The sequence below is a fragment of the Pseudomonas sp. P7758 genome (genome assembly GCF_013386485.1).
Classification (GTDB): Bacteria; Pseudomonadota; Gammaproteobacteria; order Pseudomonadales; family Pseudomonadaceae; genus Aquipseudomonas.
The window spans coordinates 56,499-74,797 of sequence record NZ_JACARS010000068.1 but is presented as its reverse complement, the minus strand read 5'-3'; the positions used below and the strand labels follow the sequence as shown (position 1 = coordinate 74,797).

The 18,299-nt window shown below is 61.1% G+C and carries 13 protein-coding genes; 8 read left to right on the top strand and 5 right to left on the bottom strand.

Features of this window, described 5'->3' with window-relative positions:
• The first annotated feature begins 123 nt into the window (after positions 1 to 123).
• From HX873_RS14935 to HX873_RS14925, 3 genes are read left to right on the top strand one after another with little or no spacing between them, the layout of a single operon-like run.
• Positions 124 to 867 carry a 5-oxoprolinase subunit PxpA gene (locus HX873_RS14935; protein WP_177122850.1) on the top strand — a complete coding sequence of 248 codons (744 nt, stop codon included), beginning with the start codon at positions 124 to 126 and terminating at the stop codon, positions 865 to 867.
• Positions 864 to 1,568, top strand: coding sequence for a 5-oxoprolinase subunit PxpB (pxpB, locus tag HX873_RS14930; RefSeq protein WP_177122849.1), 705 nt, complete (start codon positions 864 to 866; stop codon positions 1,566 to 1,568). The genes HX873_RS14935 and pxpB overlap by 4 nt, the downstream gene beginning before the upstream one ends.
• On the top strand, positions 1,565 to 2,488 hold the full coding sequence (locus HX873_RS14925; protein ID WP_003210688.1) for a biotin-dependent carboxyltransferase family protein: 924 nt from the start codon (positions 1,565 to 1,567) through the stop codon (positions 2,486 to 2,488). The genes pxpB and HX873_RS14925 overlap by 4 nt, the downstream gene beginning before the upstream one ends.
• 136 nt (positions 2,489 to 2,624) lie before the next feature.
• Here the strand turns inward: HX873_RS14925 and HX873_RS14920 are convergent, their stop codons facing one another.
• From HX873_RS14920 to HX873_RS14910, 3 genes are all read right to left on the bottom strand, one after another.
• A complete protein-coding gene (locus HX873_RS14920) occupies positions 2,625 to 3,803 on the bottom strand; it encodes a VWA domain-containing protein (protein WP_003210689.1) in 1,179 nt (392 codons plus the stop codon).
• A gap of 11 nt (positions 3,804 to 3,814) precedes the next feature.
• Positions 3,815 to 4,660 (bottom strand): MoxR family ATPase, encoded by an 846-nt coding sequence (locus HX873_RS14915; RefSeq protein WP_003210690.1) that lies wholly within the window; start codon positions 4,658 to 4,660, stop codon positions 3,815 to 3,817.
• 142 nt (positions 4,661 to 4,802) lie between these two features.
• Entirely contained in the window at positions 4,803 to 5,879 is a 1,077-nt protein-coding gene (locus tag HX873_RS14910; RefSeq protein ID WP_087692565.1) for a DUF748 domain-containing protein, read from the bottom strand.
• A 123-nt stretch (positions 5,880 to 6,002) separates the two neighbouring features.
• On the opposite strand from HX873_RS14910, the gene cysK reads away from it, so the two are divergent.
• The 3 genes from cysK (at position 6,003) to HX873_RS14895 (ending at position 9,379) form a co-directional block, all read left to right on the top strand.
• Entirely contained in the window at positions 6,003 to 6,977 is a 975-nt protein-coding gene (gene cysK, locus HX873_RS14905) for a cysteine synthase A (protein WP_087692564.1), read from the top strand.
• Positions 6,978 to 7,163: 186 nt separating this feature from the next.
• The gene (locus HX873_RS14900) at positions 7,164 to 8,102 is read left to right on the top strand and encodes an aspartyl/asparaginyl beta-hydroxylase domain-containing protein (RefSeq protein ID WP_003210693.1); all 939 of its coding nucleotides are present in this window, start codon (positions 7,164 to 7,166) and stop codon (positions 8,100 to 8,102) included.
• Positions 8,103 to 8,518: 416 nt separating this feature from the next.
• Positions 8,519 to 9,379 carry a DMT family transporter gene (locus tag HX873_RS14895; RefSeq protein ID WP_023659095.1) on the top strand — a complete coding sequence of 287 codons (861 nt, stop codon included), beginning with the start codon at positions 8,519 to 8,521 and terminating at the stop codon, positions 9,377 to 9,379.
• A gap of 31 nt (positions 9,380 to 9,410) precedes the next feature.
• Here HX873_RS14895 and HX873_RS14890 read toward each other — a convergent pair whose 3' ends face one another.
• Together HX873_RS14890 and HX873_RS14885 are read right to left on the bottom strand one after the other, a co-directional pair.
• Positions 9,411 to 10,307 (bottom strand): DMT family transporter, encoded by an 897-nt coding sequence (locus HX873_RS14890; protein ID WP_003210695.1) that lies wholly within the window; start codon positions 10,305 to 10,307, stop codon positions 9,411 to 9,413.
• Between the two features lie 72 nt (positions 10,308 to 10,379).
• Positions 10,380 to 11,990, bottom strand: a complete 1,611-nt coding sequence (locus tag HX873_RS14885; RefSeq protein ID WP_371315697.1) for a methyl-accepting chemotaxis protein — start codon at positions 11,988 to 11,990, stop codon at positions 10,380 to 10,382.
• A gap of 426 nt (positions 11,991 to 12,416) precedes the next feature.
• Between HX873_RS14885 and aceK the strand changes: the two genes are divergently transcribed.
• On the top strand, positions 12,417 to 14,138 hold the full coding sequence (gene aceK / locus HX873_RS14880; RefSeq protein ID WP_177022938.1) for a bifunctional isocitrate dehydrogenase kinase/phosphatase: 1,722 nt from the start codon (positions 12,417 to 12,419) through the stop codon (positions 14,136 to 14,138).
• Positions 14,139 to 14,208: 70 nt separating this feature from the next.
• Positions 14,209 to 18,120, top strand: coding sequence for an ATP-dependent RNA helicase HrpA (gene hrpA / locus HX873_RS14875; RefSeq protein ID WP_177122848.1), 3,912 nt, complete (start codon positions 14,209 to 14,211; stop codon positions 18,118 to 18,120).
• Positions 18,121 to 18,299: the final 179 nt, after the last annotated feature.

Below are 18,299 nucleotides of genomic sequence, written 5' to 3'. Positions count from 1 at the left end.
CCGCAACCGCCAAAAATCGAGCTGTCTCACGATAAGCGTCGTTGGGGCTCGGGACAACATCGTTGCGAGATCTTGGTAAAAGATCCCACACTACAAAAAAATAAAGCCTACAGGAGCCCTACCGTGAGCCGCCTGCTATTGAACTGCGACATCGGCGAAAGCTTTGGCAACTGGACCTTGGGTCTGGACGCCGAAGTCATGCCGTTCATTGATTGCGCCAACGTAGCCTGCGGTTTCCACGCCGGCGACCCGAGCATCATGCGCAAGACCGTCAGCCTGGCCTTCGAGCATGGCGTGCAGGTGGGCGCGCACCCGGCGTACCAGGACCTGCAGGGTTTCGGCCGCCGCTCCATGGCCTACACCCCGCAGGAAATCCAGGACCTGTTGCACTACCAGGTCGGCGCCCTCGACGGTATTTGCCGGGCCCAGGGCGGACGGGTCAGCTACGTCAAACCCCATGGCGCGATGTACAACGACATGATGGCCAAACCTGCGCAATTGCGTGCGGTGATCCAGGCCGTGGCGGCCTACGACGCCAGCCTGCCATTGATGCTGATGGCCACCCGCGACAACAGCGCCGCCCAGGCCCTGGGTGAGGAATATGGCGTGACCCTGTGGTTCGAAGCCTTTGCCGACCGTGCCTACGACAGCGCCGGCCATCTGGTCTCCCGCCAGTTGCCGGGCGCGGTGCATCATGACCCGGAAAAGATCATCCAGCAGGCCTTGACCATCGCCCGGGGAGAACAGTTGGTCGCCAGTGATGGCAGTCCGTTGCACCTGCAAGCCAATACCTTGTGCGTGCATGGCGATAACGCCAGCTCAGTGGCTGCCGTGCAGCGCATCCGCGAGGCGTTGACCCCAGCATGAAGCCACGGATTGAAGTGGTGGCCATCGACTGCCTGATGGTGCGCCTGTTTGAGGTGATCGCCGAAGACAACATGCCCTGGATGCTCGCCGGCACCCGCCGTTTGCGCGAAGGTTTTGGCCCGGCGCTGGTGGACCTGGTGCCGTCCTACACGACCCTGATGGTGCACTACGACCTGCTGGCGCTGGACCCTGGCCAGGCACGGGCGTTGATCGACCAGGCGCTCAAGGAATTGCAGCCCGAACCCAAGGGCAGCGGGCGATGCCATGTGTTGCCGGTCTGGTATGACCTGAGTGTCGGCCCGGAGTTGGCGTTGCTGGCGCAGCGCAGTGGCCTGGCAGTGGAGGAGGTGATTCGCCGTCACAGCCAGCATGAGTACCAGGTATTCGCCTTGGGCTTCGCCCCGGGGTTTGCCTTTATGGGGCTGGTGGATGAACAGCTCGCGACACCGCGGCTCAACACCCCGCGCAAGCGGGTGGCGGCGGGCAGCGTGGGCATCGCCGAGCGGCAGACGGCGGCTTATCCGGTGGTCTCGCCAGGTGGCTGGAACCTGATCGGCCGCACACCGGCCAAGTTGTTTGACCGCGAACGCGACGGCTACAGTCTGATGCAGCCGGGGGACACCGTGCGTTACGAAGCGGTCAGCCATCGCGAATTCATCAACCTGGGTGGCGATGACACACCGTTGGAGGCCCAGGCATGAGCCGCTTGTTGATCGAGGCCAGCACCCCGCTCTGCTTGTTGCAGGACGCTGGACGTTTTGGCGTAAGGCACTTGGGCGTGACCCAGGGCGGCGCGCTGGATTGGGTGTCGATGTCGTGGGCCAATTGGTTGCTGGGCAATGCCCTGGATGCGCCGGTGGTGGAAATCACCTTGGGTGGCTTCACCGTGCAGGCCGAGGCCTATTGCCTGCTGGCGCTGGCCGGGGCGGACTTGGGCGCGTATGTCGACGAGCGCGCGATCAGCCCGGGGCGCAGCTTTATTCTGCAAAAGGGCCAGCGCTTGCGTTTTACCCAGCCATTCAGCGGTGCGCGGGCTTACCTGGCAGCGCCGGGCGGGTTTGATGCGCCGCAGGTGCTGGGCAGCTGCGCCACGGTGGGCCGTGAAGAACTGGGCGGGCTGGATGGCTTTGGCCGGTCACTGGCCGAAGGTGCGCAATTGACCTATTCGGGCGTGGGCGGTGCGATGCAGGTGTTGTCCGCCGGGCAATTGCCGAAGCTGGATTCCAAGGCGCCACTGGAGGTGATCCTCGGGGCGCAGATCGGTCAGTTTGGCGGGCAGAGTCTGTTTGATGTGTTCAACAGCGAGTGGACCCTCGACAGCCGTGCCGACCGCATGGGCATGCGCTTGCTGGGTACGCCGCTGGAGTATCAGGGGCCGTCGCTGATCTCGGAAGGCATCCCGCTGGGGGCGATCCAGGTGCCGCCGGACGGGCAGCCGATTGTGTTGCTCAATGACCGGCAGACCATTGGCGGCTACCCACGATTGGGCGCGTTGACGCCATTGGCGTTGGCGCGGCTGGCGCAGTGCTTGCCGGGGGAGAAGGTGAGGTTGGCGCCGGTGGTGCAGGAGACGGCGCATCGCCAGCAAGTGGAGTATTTGCAGTACCTTGCCAGAAACTAAAGACCGCCGCAGGACAAAATGTGGGAGCGGGCTTGCTCGCGAAGGCGGTGTATCAGCCAATATATTCGGTGACTGACACTGCGCTTTCGCGAGCAAGCCCGCTCCCACATTTGATCGTGGTTGTCTGGGAAACAACTTACTTCGACAAAAAGCGCATCCCTTCCTCAAGCCCGCGCAACGTCAACGGAAACATCTGGTCCTCGATCAAATCCCGGACAATCCCGGTGGACGCCGTATAGCCCCAGGTATCTTTCGGGTACGGATTAATCCAGATCAGCTTCTTGTACTTCTCCATGAACCGCTGCATCCACACATACCCGGGCTCTTCATTCCAGTGCTCGACGCTGCCGCCGGCCTGGGTGATTTCATACGGCGCCATGGCCGCATCGCCGATAAAGATCACTTTGTAGTCGGCACCGTACTTGTGCAGCAAATCCTGGGTCGAGGTGCGTTCCGAGCCCCGGCGCATGTTGTTCTTCCACACCGATTCATAAATGAAATTGTGGAAGTAGAAATACTCCAGGTGCTTGAACTCGGTCTTGCACGCCGAGAACAACTCTTCGCAAGTCTTCACATGGGCATCCATCGAGCCGCCGATGTCGAACAGCAGCAACAGCTTGATGGTGTTGCGCCGCTCCGGGCGCATCTGGATATTCAGCAGCCCGGCATCGCGGGCCGTATGGTCGATGGTGCCGTCAATGTCGAGCTCTTCCGCCGCACCCTGGCGTGCGAACTTGCGCAGGCGGCGCAGGGCGATCTTGATGTTGCGCGTGCCCAGTTCCACCGAATCATCGAGGTTCTTGTACTCGCGCTGGTCCCAGACCTTGACCGCCTTGCCCTGGCGCTTGCCGGCATCCCCCACGCGTATGCCTTCGGGGTTGAAGCCGCCAGAGCCGAAGGGGCTGGTACCGCCGGTGCCGATCCACTTGTTGCCGCCGGCGTGGCGTTCTTTCTGTTCTTCGAGACGTTTCTTGAATTCTTCGATGAGCTTGTCGAGGCCGCCGAGGGACTGGATCTGTGCGCGCTCTTCGTCGGTCAGCGAGCGTTCGAATTCCTTGCGCAGCCAGTCTTCGGGGATCAGCGCCTGCAGGTGATCGTCGAGTTTTTCCAGGCCGTTGAAGTAGGCGCCGAAGGCCCGGTCGAACTTGTCGAAATGCCGTTCGTCCTTCACCAGGATCGCCCGGGCCAGGTAGTAGAACTCGTCCATGTCGGCGAAGGTCACGCGCTGTTTCAGCGCGTTGATCAGGTCCAGCAGCTCACGCACCGACACCGGCACCTTGGCTGCACGCATTTCATTGAACAGGTTGAGCAGCATGGCAATCGCCCTTATCGGTTACCGCGACGGCTCATGAACGCCAGGCGTTCCAGCAACTGCACGTCCTGCTCGTTCTTCACCAGGGCACCGGCCAGGGGCGGGATGGCCTTGGTGGGGTCGCGCTCGCGCAGTACCGCTTCGCCGATGTTGTCGGCCATCAGCAGTTTCAGCCAGTCCACCAGTTCGGAGGTGGACGGTTTTTTCTTCAGGCCCGGTACTTTGCGCACGTCAAAGAATACGTCGAGGGCTTCGCTGACCAGGTCTTTCTTGATGTCCGGGTAGTGCACGTCGACGATCTTTTGCAGAGTGGTGCGGTCCGGGAAGGCGATGTAGTGGAAAAAGCAGCGGCGCAGGAACGCGTCCGGCAGCTCTTTTTCGTTGTTGGAGGTAATGATGATGATCGGGCGCTTCTTGGCCTTGATGGTCTCGTCGATTTCGTAGACGTAGAACTCCATCTTGTCGAGTTCTTGCAGCAGGTCGTTGGGGAACTCGATGTCGGCCTTGTCGATTTCGTCGATCAGCAGGATGACCCGCTCCTCGGACTCGAAGGCTTCCCAGAGCTTGCCCTTTTTCAGGTAGTTGCGTACGTCGTGCACCTTGTCCACGCCCAGTTGCGAGTCTCGCAGGCGGCTCACCGCGTCGTACTCGTACAGGCCCTGGTGCGCCTTGGTGGTGGACTTGATGTGCCAGGTGATCAGCTTGGCGCCAAAGGATTCGGCCAGTTGCTCGGCGAGCATGGTCTTGCCGGTGCCCGGTTCGCCCTTGACCAGCAGTGGCCGCTCCAAGGTGATGGCGGCGTTGACGGCCAGTTTCAGGTCATCGGTGGCAACGTAGGCCTGGGTGCCTTCGAACTTCATCTATCAATCCTCGAACGTGACGCCGAACGGTGCAGGACCGAAGCGGGCGAGTAATCAGCTTGGCCCGACTATACCGCGCAGCCCCGGCGACTGTGAACGCAGACGGGCTATTCAGTCTCTGAATGGGCAGTCACGTTGAAGATCAATCTGTCGAGGGCTTGGGTTGTTCATAGCGGGCGTTGAAGGCCTGGACAAAACCATTGCGCAAAATCTGCAAAAACGCCTGGAACGCGCTGATATCTTGCTGGTGCACGTTGCCGCTGAGCTCCACGCGGGTGGCGAACTGGTTTTTCTGCTGGTTCTTCAGCACGGTTTCGCTGACGCCAACCACCGCCTCCCAGATCGACCGGAAGATGCCCTTGTCCTTGTTCTCGACATCCTGCTGCCAGTTGAACACTTCGACATTGCGCAGCAAAGGCTTGATGTAGCCGGTCAACTGGCCTTTTTCGGCCTGGGCTTCCACCACCAGGTCGCCGGTGCCGGCATTGAAGTCGAACTTGCCGTAGGCCGAGGCGAAGTCATTCATGCGCTTGAGTTCGATATCCCGGGCCCGGAAGCGGAATTCGAAGTTTTCGAAATTGCTCAAGGGGTCGAACGTGGCGGTGGCTTCCAGCGGTGCCTGGCCCAGAAACAGCGCCTTGCCGTCGAAGCGCGCGTCGCGCTGGCCTTTGACATCCACCACGTTGGTCAGGTTGTAGAAGCTGGCGTTGACCTGGGTCGCGTACATATTGACCGGCGGTTTCGAACTGAAGTTATGGAACGCGATCTTTCCGTCGTCGATGCGTACCTCGTTCAGGGTGATCGGCAACAGTTTGCTCAGTTGGGCCCGCCAGTCGGTGCCCTGACCGGTCTGGGACGCCTGTTTGTTGGTGCCGCCGTCGACGAAGTTCAGCTCCGGCTTGATGAACTGTGCCTCGGCCACCACTGCGTGGTCGTACCACAGCGAATGCCAGCTGACCGACAGGTCGATCACCGGCGCCTTGACGAACGGTACCGGCACCTTGCCGTCGACCTTGACGATCTGCAGGCCGTTGATCCGATAGGCGCCGCGCCACAGTGCGAGGTCGACATCGGTGACCTGGCCGCGGTAATCGCCCATGTCGGCGAGTTTGTCATTCAGGTAATTGCGCACCAGATAGGGCAGGGCGATATCCAGGACGACCAGCAGTACCACGACCCCGACGAGGGTCCAGAGCGGCCAACTGTAGCGACGTTTCATAGGAAAATTCTCCATCCGTGTAGGCGATTGACTGCTGGCGCCGCCGGACGTTCGCTTGACTGGACGCCTTGCAGCACGAGGCATACCCTTGGGGCCTTCCTGAAATTGCCTTAAGGACCCGTCATGAGCCGCATTTTTGCAGACAACGCGCACTCCATCGGTAACACGCCCCTGGTTCAGATCAACCGTATCGCGCCGCGTGGCGTGACTATCCTGGCCAAGATCGAAGGGCGTAACCCGGGGTATTCGGTGAAGTGCCGGATTGGCGCAAACATGATCTGGGATGCCGAAGGCAGCGGCAAACTCAAGCCGGGCATGACCATTGTCGAGCCGACTTCCGGCAACACCGGGATCGGCCTGGCATTTGTTGCCGCCGCCCGTGGTTACAAGCTGTTGCTGACCATGCCCGCCTCCATGAGCATCGAGCGCCGCAAGGTGCTCAAGGCCCTCGGCGCCGAACTGGTGTTGACCGAGCCGGCCAAGGGCATGAAGGGCGCGATTGAAAAAGCCGGCGAAATCCTTGCCAGCGACCCGGCCAAGTACTTTATGCCGGCCCAGTTCGAAAACCCGGCCAACCCGGCGATCCACGAGAAAACCACCGGTCCGGAAATCTGGAATGACACTGATGGCGCGGTGGACGTGCTGGTAGCGGGCGTGGGCACTGGCGGCACCATCACCGGGGTGTCGCGCTATATCAAGAACATCCAGGGCAAGCCGATCCTGTCGGTGGCGGTCGAGCCGATCAGTTCGCCGGTGATTACCCAGGCGCTGGCCGGTGAAGAGATCAAGCCCAGCCCCCACAAGATCCAGGGTATCGGCGCCGGTTTTGTGCCGAAGAACCTCGACCTGTCGATTGTCGACCGGGTCGAACTGGTCAGCGACGAAGAATCCAAGGCCATGGCGTTGCGCCTGATGCAGGAGGAGGGGATTCTGTGTGGTATCTCCTGCGGCGCGGCGATGGCCGTGGCGGTGCGACTGGCGGAGAAGCCGGAAATGCAGGGCAAGACCATCGTCGTGGTGCTGCCGGACTCCGGTGAACGCTATCTGTCGAGCATGCTGTTCGCCGATTTGTTCACCGATCAGGAAAACCAGGCTTGATTCAAATCAGCGCGATGGCGTGGCCCTTATGCATAATTGGCCCGTTATCGCGCACCGCTAGATGCTGATTGTTGGAGTGCGCGGGTTTTTCCCGAGGCCCGGAGTGTTTATCATGGCCGGCTGCTACGTCTGGTTTCCCCTTAACGGGAGGCTAATGGCCAGACGCCTATTTCCAGGAGTTGCTGCATGACCTTTTCTTTGGCCGCCAAACTGTCGGTGTTGCTGCTGTTTATCGGCAGCACGCTGTATGTGCATTTGCGTGGCAAGGCCCGTTTGCCGATGTTGCGTCAGTTCGTCAACCATTCAGCGCTGTTCGCCCCGTACAACGCCTTGATGTACATCTTCTCCGCCGTGCCGTCCAAGCCGTACCTGGACCGCAGCAAGTTCCCGGAGCTGGACGTGCTCAAGGACAACTGGGAAGTGATTCGCGAAGAGGCCATGCACCTGTTCGACGAGGGCTACATCCGCGCCGCGGAGAAGAACAACGACGCCGGTTTCGGCTCGTTCTTCAAGAAGGGCTGGAAGCGTTTCTACCTCAAGTGGTACGACAAACCGTTGCCGTCGGCTGAACTGCTGTGCCCGAAAACCGTGGCCCTGGTCAGCAGCATTCCCAACGTCAAGGGCGCGATGTTCGCCCTGTTGCCAGGTGGCAGCCACCTCAACCCGCACCGTGACCCGTTTGCCGGTTCCCTGCGTTATCACCTGGGGCTGTCCACGCCGAACTCCGACGACTGCCGTATTTTCGTCGACGGCCAGGTGTACGCCTGGCGCGACGGTGAAGACGTAATGTTCGACGAGACCTACGTGCACTGGGTGAAGAACGAAACCGAGCACACCCGGGTGATCCTGTTCTGCGACATCGAACGCCCGCTGAGCAACCGCCTGATGACCCGCATCAACCGTTGGGTCAGCGCGCAACTGGGGCGCGCCACCGCGCCGCAGAACCTGGATGACGAACGCGTTGGCGGGATCAACCAGGCGTATGCCTGGAGCAAGCGCTTCAGCGACAGCTTCAGTGGCGTGGTCAAGCAGTGGAAGCGCAAGCATCCGAAGGCTTATCGCATCCTGCGGCCAGTGCTGGCGGTGGTGGTGCTGACGGCGCTGGGGTATTGGTTATTTGGTTAAGGCGTTTGCAGGCACGAAAAAACCGCTCCGATGAGCGGTTTTTTTATGAGTTGGATTTGTACGGGCGAAGTTATTGCAAAGCATGTCCCCAGCTGGTTATAGTCGGCCGCAGGTGTTTCCAGACACCTTGTTCATCCCTTCATAAAAGATCAGCACATGCCAGCTTCCCTGCGCATAGCGGTAGTCGATTCAGCGGTCAACGCTGCGGTCGTGCCGTGCGGGAGCCAGCAGCCTGCGCAGATCAGTCACTACCCCCCACCTGTCAGTAGCACGCCGGTGTACGCAGTCGTATCACCGCCGGGTGTTGGCATTTCGGGCTGATCAGCTGATGGCTGTTCCCCTGTGCCCGCCTGAAAAAACCTACTGAATTTCAGCTGTTGCTGAGTTGGCTTTTTGCCTGATCACAGGTGGTATCCATGTCTGTTCTTTCGAAACAATCCGTGGCCGCGGCGGCCTCGACGAGCCTGTTTGTCTTGCTGTGGAGCAGCGGGGCGATTTTCTCCAAATGGGGCCTGGCCCACGCTTCACCCTTTGCGTTTCTGCTGATCCGTTTCGCCATCGCCCTGGCGGGGTTGGTGATACTGGTACCGATCCTCAAGCTGAAGTTGCCGCGTCCCGGCAAGCCGATGCTTTACGCGGCGGCTACCGGGCTGGTGCTGTTGGGGGCCTACCAGATTTTCTATCTGCTGGCCCTGGACCTCAAAGTCACGCCCGGCATGATGGCAACCATCATGGGCGTGCAGCCGATCCTGACCGTGGTGTTGATGGAGCGCCGGCGCTCCTGGAGCCGGATGTTCGGCCTCGCGCTGGGATTGGCGGGGTTGATCATGGTGGTGTACCAGGGCATCGGGATGTCCGGCATGTCCCTGGCAGGCATGCTTTTTGGCCTGTTGGCCCTGGCCAGCATGACCTTTGGTTCGATCATGCAGAAGCGCATCACCGATAACCCGTTGGGCACGTTGCCTGTGCAATACCTGGCCGGCTTGCTGTTGTGCTCGGTGTTTGTGCCGTTCCAGCCGTTCCACTTTGAACACAACACCGGCTTTTTCGTGCCGGTGCTGTGGATGGGGCTGGTGGTGTCATTGCTGGCGACGCTGTTGCTGTACCGGCTGATTGCCCGGGGCAACCTGGTGAATGTCACCAGCTTGTTCTACCTGGTGCCCGCGGTGACGGCGGTGATGGACTACCTGATCTTCGGCAACAAGCTGGCAATGTTGAGCTTGCTGGGGATGGGCTTGATCATCGTCGGATTGGCTTTCGTGTTCCGTAAGGGCTGATAAACCCAATGCTGTAGGAGCCAAAAAGCTCCTACAGCTTGCGGGCCAATTTCCCCGGCCGAAGCACCAGCCACAACGCCCCCGCAATCAACAACCCGCCATACAGATGCGCCATGGACAACGGCTCATCCAGCAGCAACGCGCCCCACAACACCCCGAATGGCGGAATCATGAAGGTCACGGTCATCGACTTCACCGGGCCGATGGACGTCAGCAAGCGGAAGTACAGGATGTAGGCAAACGCCGTGCATACCAGCCCCAACCCCAGCAGCGACAACCATACAGGCCAGCCACCCCAGCTGACCGGTGGATGGCTGATGGCACTCCAGGCAAACAGCGGCAGCAGGAACAGCGTGGCCCCGAGCATGCTGCCCAAGGCTGCGAGACGACTGTCCAGCCCGCCCTGTTGATCGAGCCAGCGGCGTGCCAAAAAGCCGGCAAAGCCATAGCAGGTGGTCGCCAACAGGCATGCCAGCGCACCCATCAGCAATTCCATGTCGAAGGCCACCGGCCCGGCGCGGGTCAGGATGCCAACGCCGAACAGGCCCAGGCATACCCCGGCGATTTTCGACGGCGTGAGGCGCTCACTGAAGAACAACCCGCCAATCAGCACGCCCATCAGTGGCGTCGTGGCATTGAAGATCGCCGAGTAACCGGCCGGCAGCACTTGGGCCGCCACTGAATACATGGTTGCGGGAATGCCCGAGTTGATCACCCCGAGCAACAGGACCGTCTTGAACTTGCCCTGGAAATCCCAACTCACCCGCATCATGGCGAGGATCACCAGCAGGCCGGTGGCGGCAATCGACACCCGGAAAAACGCGGTAGGAAGGGTGCCGATTTCCGGCGCGATAATTCGCATGAACAAAAAACTCGCGCCCCAGATAGCGGCCAGCACCAACAGGTGCAGGGTGTCGACAGGTCTCACGGAGGAACTCCAGTTTGATAAGGGCGGAAGTGTTGCCCACCGACCTGTCTGACACAATCGCTAATACATGTTTTACAGCACGAAACGCGTCACCAAGCCATTGAGGTCCACCGCCAGCCGCGACAGTTCCTGGCTGGCCGCCGAGGTCTGGGTGGCACCGGCGGCGGTTTGCGTCGACAGGTCCCGGATGTTCACCAGGCTGCGGTCCACCTCACGAGCCACCAACGCTTGCTGCTCGGCGGCGCTGGCGATCACCAGGTTGCGCTGGCTGATCTGTGAGATTGCCGCCGTGATTTTCTCCAGTGCACTGCCGGCGCTGTTGGCCCGCTGCAAGGTCTGGCCGGCGTGTTCGGCGCTGCTGTTCAGGGCGCCGACGGTGTCCTGGGTACCTTGCTGGATACCGTTGATCATCTGCTCGATTTCTTCGGTGGAGTCCTGGGTGCGTTGTGCCAGGGAGCGCACTTCGTCAGCCACCACGGCAAAACCACGACCGGCCTCGCCCGCGCGTGCCGCCTCAATCGCTGCGTTGAGTGCCAGCAGGTTGGTTTGCCCGGCAATCCCGCGAATCACTTCAAGCACCTTGCTGATGTCCTGGGCCTGCGCCGCCAGGCCCTCGGCCTTGGTCGAGGCACCGAGGACTTCGTCCACCAGGTTCTGGATCGAGCTGATGGTTTCGCTGATCTGGTAGTGACCGTGCTTGCTGTCTTCGTCGGAGGCCTTGGAGGCTTCGGCGCTGGAAACCGCATTGCCCGCCACTTCATCGACTGCCGCGCTCATCTGCGTCACGGCGGTGGCAGCCTGTTCGATCTCGTCGTTCTGCGCTTGCAGGCCGCGGGTGCTCTGCTCCATTACCGAACTCATCTCCTCCGCCGCCGATGCCAACTGCTGCGACGATTCGCTGATGCCACGGATGGTTTCCTGCAGGTTGGCCTGCATGGTGGCCAGCGCGGTGAGCAGTTGCGCCGGCTCATCCTTGCCCTCCACGACGATCGGCCGGCTTAGATCGCCGGAGGCGATGGTGCGGGCCACTGTCAGTGCCTGGCCAATGGGCGCGGTGATGCTGCGGGTCAGCAGCCAGGCCAGCAGTAAAGTTGCCATCAGGGCGGTGACGATGATGGTGCCGACCACCCATTGGGCGCTGGTGTACATCTGCGCCGCCGATGTTGCGGCGTCTTCCACACCTTTTTGGTTGAAAGTGATCATGTCTTCCAGGCTTTTATTGAGGACCATGCCTTGGGGGGCGAGGCGGCTGTTGAGCAGGTCCATGGCGTTTTGCTGCTGGTCCTGGTCGACCAGTTGAATCATCTGGCCGACGATCGTCATATAGCTCGCAACGTTGGCTTTCAACTGTTTGAGCAGGTCGCGTTCCTGCTCGTTGCTCAGCAGGGTTTCGTGACGGTTCAGCAGTTCTTCAAGGTCGCCACGCTGGCGGGTGATCAGGTTTTTGCTGTTGTCACGCACCCGGGACTCATCGGTGGTGAGCAAGCGCAACGCTTCCAGACGGATGCTGGCGACGCAGGCGGCGCTGTCGTGAATGTTTTCAATACTCGGCATCCACGACTCTTCGATGATCAGTGCGCTTTCCCGCAGCTTGGCCATCTGGCCTAAACCAAACAGGCCGACCACGATCAACAGGCTGGCCAAAACCCCAAAACTCAGACTGGCGCGCAGGCCGATCCCCATATTCCTCAATGACATCTCAATGCTCCTTTGGCGGTTAGAACCTGATCCCGGATCGGTCTTCTGACCTTGTTAGGTGGGAGAGGGCGCGCTATATAGCAAAGTGCCACTAGCTAGGGTAGTCAGGGTTTCCCTTACGTTGGATCCAATGGTCGAGAAGCCACCAGTACCGGAGCAGTAGAGCAAAGACTCTTATTTATCCCGGCTCGCACAGGCAGGCCACGTCACACAAGGCCTGTAGATGAAACGTTTAATGCGGGGAGGGTGACGCGCGGGTTTTTTGTTGACCAGTTAGTCGAATTAAATAAAGAGTAAATAAATGTACGAAATGAACACTCTTGTACAAGTCTGAATGAAAAATGATCCTTCTCCTGTTCCCGCACACTGGCTAAGCTCAGCTCACTCCAAATGCCCGCAGAGGTTTCCCGAATGCCGCAGCCAACGCCCGCCCTCGACATTGCGCAGATGATCCTCGACGGCTTCGACGACTACCGCGAGCACTTCCGCCAGATCACCGACGGCGCCCGGGAGCGTTTTGAAAAGGCGCAGTGGCAGCAAGGGCAGGCGGCATCGGCTGCGCGCATCAATCTTTACGAAGAGAAGGTCAGCGAAGTCACGGCGCGGCTGCGGGCGGCTTTCGATGAAGCCGTGTTGCTCGACATTGCCGCCTGGCCGCTGGTGAAAAGTGCCTACATCAGCCTGATCGACCTGCGGTTTGACGATGAGCTGTCCGAGACCTGGTACAACTCGACGTTTTGCGGCCTGTTCAGCCATGACCTGATCAGCGATGGCTGCATGTTCATCCACACCACCCGGCCCAGCCTGCGCCGCGCCCGGGCGGCGCAAACCCGCACCTACAGGCCGGGCGGCAAGCTGGCGGGCATGCTGGAGCAGATTTTCGCCGACTACAGTTTCAGCGAACCCTACGCCGACTTGCCCGCCGACCTGCGCCGCCTGGAGGTGCAATTGCGCGAAAACCTGCCGGACTGGGTGTGCAAGGACCCGGACCTCAACGTCGAACTGTTTTCCTCGGTGCTGTACCGCAACAAAGGCGCGTACCTCGTCGGACGCATCTACACCCGCGACGAACAGTGGCCGCTGGTGATCCCGCTGCTGCACCGCGAAGGGCGCGGCATCCAGATCGACGCGCTGATCACCGACGAGGCCGATGTGTCGATCATCTTCTCGTTCACCCGCTCCTATTTCATGGTGGACGTGCCGGTGCCGGCGGAGTTTATCGGCTTCCTCAAGCGCATCCTGCCGGGCAAGCACATCGCCGAGTTGTACACCTCCATCGGCTTCTACAAACACGGCAAATCCGAATTCTACCGGGCGCTGATCAACCACCTTGCCACCACCGATGACCAGTTCATCATGGCGCCGGGCGTGCGCGGCATGGTCATGAGCGTGTTTACCCTGCCGGGGTTCAACACCGTGTTCAAGATCATCAAGGACCGGTTTTCACCGTCGAAAAACGTCAACCGCGCCACCGTGATCGAGAAGTACCGGTTGGTGAAAAGTGTCGACCGGGTAGGGCGCATGGCCGACACCCAGGAGTTCGCCGACTTCCGTTTTCCGTTGAGCAAATTCGAACCTGAATGCCTGGCCGAACTGCTGGAAGTCGCCGCCGGTACCGTCGAAGTCGAAGGCGATACGGTACTGATCCGCCACTGCTGGACCGAGCGGCGCATGACCCCGCTGAACCTCTACCTGGAAAACGCCAACGAAGCCCAGGTGCGCGAAGCCCTGGAAGACTACGGCCTGGCGATCAAGCAACTGGCGGCGGCGAATATTTTCCCGGGCGACATGCTGCTGAAGAATTTTGGCGTCACCCGCCACGGTCGCGTGGTGTTCTACGACTATGACGAAATCTGTTTCCTGACCGAGGCCAACTTCCGCCACATCCCGGCGCCGCGTACCCCGGAAGATGAAATGGCCTCCGAGCCCTGGTATTCCATCGGTCCGCTGGACGTGTTTCCCGAGGAGTTTCCGCCATTCCTGTTTGCTGATTCCGGCCAGCGCCGCCTGTTCGACGAACTGCACGGCGAGTTGTACAACGCCGACTACTGGAAAGGCCTGCAAGAGGCGATTCGCGCCGGCAAGGTAATCGATGTGTTTCCTTACCGGCGCAAGGGCCTGGACAATGAATGAGGGGAGCGCGCGGCGGCGCTTTTCTGCGACAATCCGCCCCCTGCCTACATAGACGACCTTTGCGTACCTGATGACTGACCAAGCGCCCGCTATCGACCAACTGCTGAAAAACCTCGATCACGCCATGCTCGCCGACCGCCACCGCTTGCGGCGGCAGCTGCTTGAGCTGCGCAAGAAACCCGATGAGGAAAAACTTGCGCAGTGGGTGACGCGGATGCAGGCCTCCTGCGCCCAGGTGACGGCGCGGCGCGCCAGCCTGCCGGTGATTCGCTATGACGACAGCCTGCCGATCGCCGCCAAGCGTGACGAGATCAAGGAAGCGTTGCTCAAGCATCAGGTGCTGATCATTGCCGGTGAGACCGGTTCGGGTAAAACCACCCAGTTGCCGAAAATCTGCCTGGAAATCGGCCGCGGCCAATACGGCCTGATCGGCCACACCCAGCCGCGGCGGATTGCGGCGCGCAGCGTGGCGAGCCGGGTCGCGGAAGAGTTGGCGACGCCGCTGGGTTCCCTGGTGGGTTATCAGGTGCGGTTTGAAGACCAGAGTGATTCCAACACCCTGATCAAGCTGATGACCGACGGTATCCTGCTGGCCGAAACCCAGAACGACCGCTACCTCGAACGCTACGACACGATCATCGTCGACGAAGCCCACGAACGCAGCCTGAACATCGACTTCCTGCTGGGTTATCTGAAAACCCTGCTGCCGCGTCGCCCGGATCTCAAGGTCATCATCACCTCGGCCACCATCGACCTGGAGCGCTTTTCCAAGCACTTCGACGATGCGCCGATTGTCGAGGTGTCGGGCCGCACCTTCCCGGTGGAGACCTGGTACCGCCCGCTGACCCTGGAGCAGGACGAGGAGGGCAACCGCGTCGAGGACGACCTGACCGTCGACCAGGCGATTCTCGCCACCCTCGATGAGATCGCCGCCTTCGAGCGCAGCGAGCGCAAGAGCCCCGGCGATGTGCTGGTGTTCCTGCCCGGCGAGCGCGAGATTCGCGACGCTGCCGACATGCTGCGCAAGGCCCAGCTCAAGCACACTGAAATCCTGCCGCTGTATGCGCGCCTGTCACCGGCGGAGCAGCAGCGGATTTTCCAGTCGCACCCAGGCCGGCGTGTGGTGCTGGCGACCAACGTCGCGGAAACCTCGCTGACCGTGCCAGGCATTCGTTATGTGATCGACAGTGGCACCGCGCGCATCAGCCGCTACAGCTACCGGGCCAAGGTGCAGCGACTGCCGATCGAGGCGATTTCCCAGGCCAGTGCCAACCAGCGTAAAGGCCGGTGCGGGCGGGTCGAACCCGGTATCTGCGTGCGCTTGTACAGCGAAGAGGATTTTATCGGGCGCCCGGAATTTACCGACCCCGAGATTCTTCGCACAAACCTCGCGGCCGTAATCCTGCAGATGCTGCACCTGCGCCTGGGCGAGATCACCGATTTCCCGTTTATCGAGCCGCCGGACGGCAAGGCCATCAGCGACGGTTTCAACCTGCTGCAAGAGTTGTCCGCCGTTGACCGCAACAGCCAGCTGACACCGATGGGCCGCCAGTTGGCGCGTCTGCCGGTGGACCCACGCATGGGCCGCATGTTGCTGGAGGCAGCCAAGCTTGGCAGCCTGCAGGAAGTGCTGATCGTCGCCAGCGCCATGTCGATCCAGGACCCGCGCGAGCGTCCGCCGGAGCGCCAGCAAGCCGCCGACCAGGCTCACGCACAATGGAAGGACGCGGATTCGGACTTCGCCGGGTTGGTGAACCTGTGGCGTGGTTTTGAAGAGCAGCGCCAGGAATTGACCGCCAGCCCGCTGCGCAATTGGTGCCGCAAGAATTTCCTGAACTACCTGCGCCTGCGGGAATGGCGTGACTCCCACCGCCAGTTGAGCCTGATCTGTCGCGACATGCAGTTGACCGTCAACAAAGAACCGGCGGACTTCCCGAAACTGCACAAGGCGGTGCTGTCCGGCCTGCTCAGCCAGATTGGCCAGAAGACCGAAGAGGGCGATTACCTCGGCGCGCGTCAGCGGCGTTTCTGGATTCACCCGTCGTCGGGTATTGGCAAGAAGCGTCCGCAATGGCTGATGACCGCCGAGCTGGTGGAAACCACCAAGCTGTACGCGCGGATGGTGGCCAAGATCGACGCCGACTGGATCGAGCCGTTGGCCGGGCACCTGATCAAGAAAAACCACTTCGAACCCCATTGGGAAAAGAAGCGCGGCCAGGTGGTGGCGTTTGAGCAGATCACCCTGTTCGGGTTGATCATCGTCGGGCGCCGGCCGGTGCATTACGGGCCGATTGATCCGGTGACGTCTCGCGAGCTGTTTATCCGCGAAGGCCTGGTGCGCGGCGAGATCCAGTCCCGGGCCCGCTGCCTGACGGCCAACCAGCAATTGCTGGAGCAGCTCGACGAACTGGAAGCCAAGGCCCGCCGGCGCGATATCCTGGCGGACGAGGAAACGCTGTACGCCTTCTACGATGCGCGCCTGCCGGCGGAGATTCACCAGACCGCGACCTTCGACAGTTGGTACAAGGTCAACAGCCAGAAAGACCCGCAGCTGTTGATCATGCGCGAAGAAGACGTGCTGGCCCGCGAGGCCAGTGAAGTCACCGCCGCCCATTACCCCGACACCTTGCACCTGAGCGACCTGGCCCTGGCCTTGAGTTATCACTTCGAACCCAACCATCCACGGGACGGTGTGACCCTGCGCGTGCCGGCGCCGCTGTTGCCGGCCTTGCCACCCGAGCGCCTGGAATGGCTGGTGCCGGGTGTGATCGAGGCCAAGTGCATTGCCCTGGTGCGCAACTTGCCCAAGGCCCTGCGCAAGAACTTCGTGCCGGTGCCGGATTTCGTCAAGGCGGCGTTGCAACGTATCGAGTTCGGCCAAGGCTCGTTGCCTCAGGCCTTGGGGCGTGAGCTGCTGCGCATGACCGGGGCACGGGTCAGCGATGAAGCCTGGGCCGAGGCTGCGCAGCAGGTGGAGAGCCACCTGAAGATGAACCTGGAAGTGGTCGACGGCCAGGGCAAGTTCCTCGGTGAAGGCCGCGACCTGGCCGAGTTGACCGCGCGTTTCGCCGAGGCCAGCCAAGCTGCGTTGGCGGTGCCGCAGACTGCGAAGAGCCAGCAGCCGGTGGAGGCCAAGGTGTTCGCGGCGGTGGCCGAGAAAACCCAGCAAAACATCGCCGGGCTTTCGATGACGGTGTATCCGGCCTTGGTCGAAGAAAACGGCACGGTCAAGGAAGGGCGTTTCTCTACCGCTGCCGAGGCTGAGTTCCAGCACCGTCGAGCCTTGCAGCGCCTGCTGCTGCAACAACTGGCCGAGCCGGCAAAGTTCCTGCGGGGCAAATTGCCGGGCCTGACCGAGTTGGGGTTGATGTACCGCGAGCTGGGGCGTATCGAAGCCCTGGTGGAAGACATTCTGTTGGCCAGCCTCGACAGTTGCGTGCTGGAAGGCGAAGCCAGCCTGCCGCGGGACGGCGCCGGCCTGGCCGCCCTGGCCGAGCGCAAGCGTGGCAGTTGGACCGAGCACGCCGAGCGCCAGGCGCGCCTGACCCTCGAAATTTTGAAACTGTGGCATGGCCTGCAAAAACGCTTCAAGGGCAAGATTGACCTGGCCCAGGCGGTGGCGCTGAATGATATCAAGCAGCAACTGAGCAATCTGGTGTACCCCGGCTTCGTACGGGAAACTCCGGCGCAATGGTTCAAGGAACTGCCGCGCTTCCTCAAGGCCATCGAGCTGCGCCTGGAGAAATTGCCAAGCCAGGTGCAGAAGGACCGGGTCTGGAGTACCGAGTTGGGCGGTTTGTGGAGCCAGTATCAGAACCGCCTGAACAAACACGCCCAGGAAGGCAAGCGCGACCCTCAGCTGGAGCTGTATCGCTGGTGGCTGGAGGAATACCGGGTTTCGCTGTTTGCCCAGCAGTTGGGCACCAAGGTACCGATTTCCGACAAGCGCCTGAGCAAGCAATGGAGCCTGGTCGAAGCGTGACCGACGTGCGGCAAGCAACTGTGGCGAGCGAGCTTGCTCGCTCGCCACAGGGAAGGTGTTTGTGCGGGATAGGCGCCAAGTGTCCGATGTTGTGGCAAACTTCGCGGTTATAAATGCCGGGATCGTCGAGTTGGGCTGGTGCAGCCGTGGCGCGATGGAATAAAGCGTTTCCAGTTTGA

What these genes read in the sequence shown, in the direction of transcription:
- cysK (WP_087692564.1), top strand. Translation starts at nt 6,003, where the DNA reads ATGAGCCGCATTTTTGCAGACAACGCGCACTCCATCGGTAACACGCCC.
- HX873_RS14925 (WP_003210688.1), top strand. Translation starts at nt 1,565, where the DNA reads ATGAGCCGCTTGTTGATCGAGGCCAGCACCCCGCTCTGCTTGTTGCAG.
- hrpA (WP_177122848.1), top strand. Translation starts at nt 14,209, where the DNA reads ATGACTGACCAAGCGCCCGCTATCGACCAACTGCTGAAAAACCTCGAT.
- HX873_RS14900 (WP_003210693.1), top strand. Translation starts at nt 7,164, where the DNA reads ATGACCTTTTCTTTGGCCGCCAAACTGTCGGTGTTGCTGCTGTTTATC.
- HX873_RS14920 (WP_003210689.1), bottom strand. Translation starts at nt 3,803, where the DNA reads ATGCTGCTCAACCTGTTCAATGAAATGCGTGCAGCCAAGGTGCCGGTG.
- HX873_RS14915 (WP_003210690.1), bottom strand. Translation starts at nt 4,660, where the DNA reads ATGAAGTTCGAAGGCACCCAGGCCTACGTTGCCACCGATGACCTGAAA.
- pxpB (WP_177122849.1), top strand. Translation starts at nt 864, where the DNA reads ATGAAGCCACGGATTGAAGTGGTGGCCATCGACTGCCTGATGGTGCGC.
- aceK (WP_177022938.1), top strand. Translation starts at nt 12,417, where the DNA reads ATGCCGCAGCCAACGCCCGCCCTCGACATTGCGCAGATGATCCTCGAC.
- HX873_RS14910 (WP_087692565.1), bottom strand. Translation starts at nt 5,879, where the DNA reads ATGAAACGTCGCTACAGTTGGCCGCTCTGGACCCTCGTCGGGGTCGTG.
- HX873_RS14895 (WP_023659095.1), top strand. Translation starts at nt 8,519, where the DNA reads ATGTCTGTTCTTTCGAAACAATCCGTGGCCGCGGCGGCCTCGACGAGC.
- HX873_RS14885 (WP_371315697.1), bottom strand. Translation starts at nt 11,990, where the DNA reads ATGGGGATCGGCCTGCGCGCCAGTCTGAGTTTTGGGGTTTTGGCCAGC.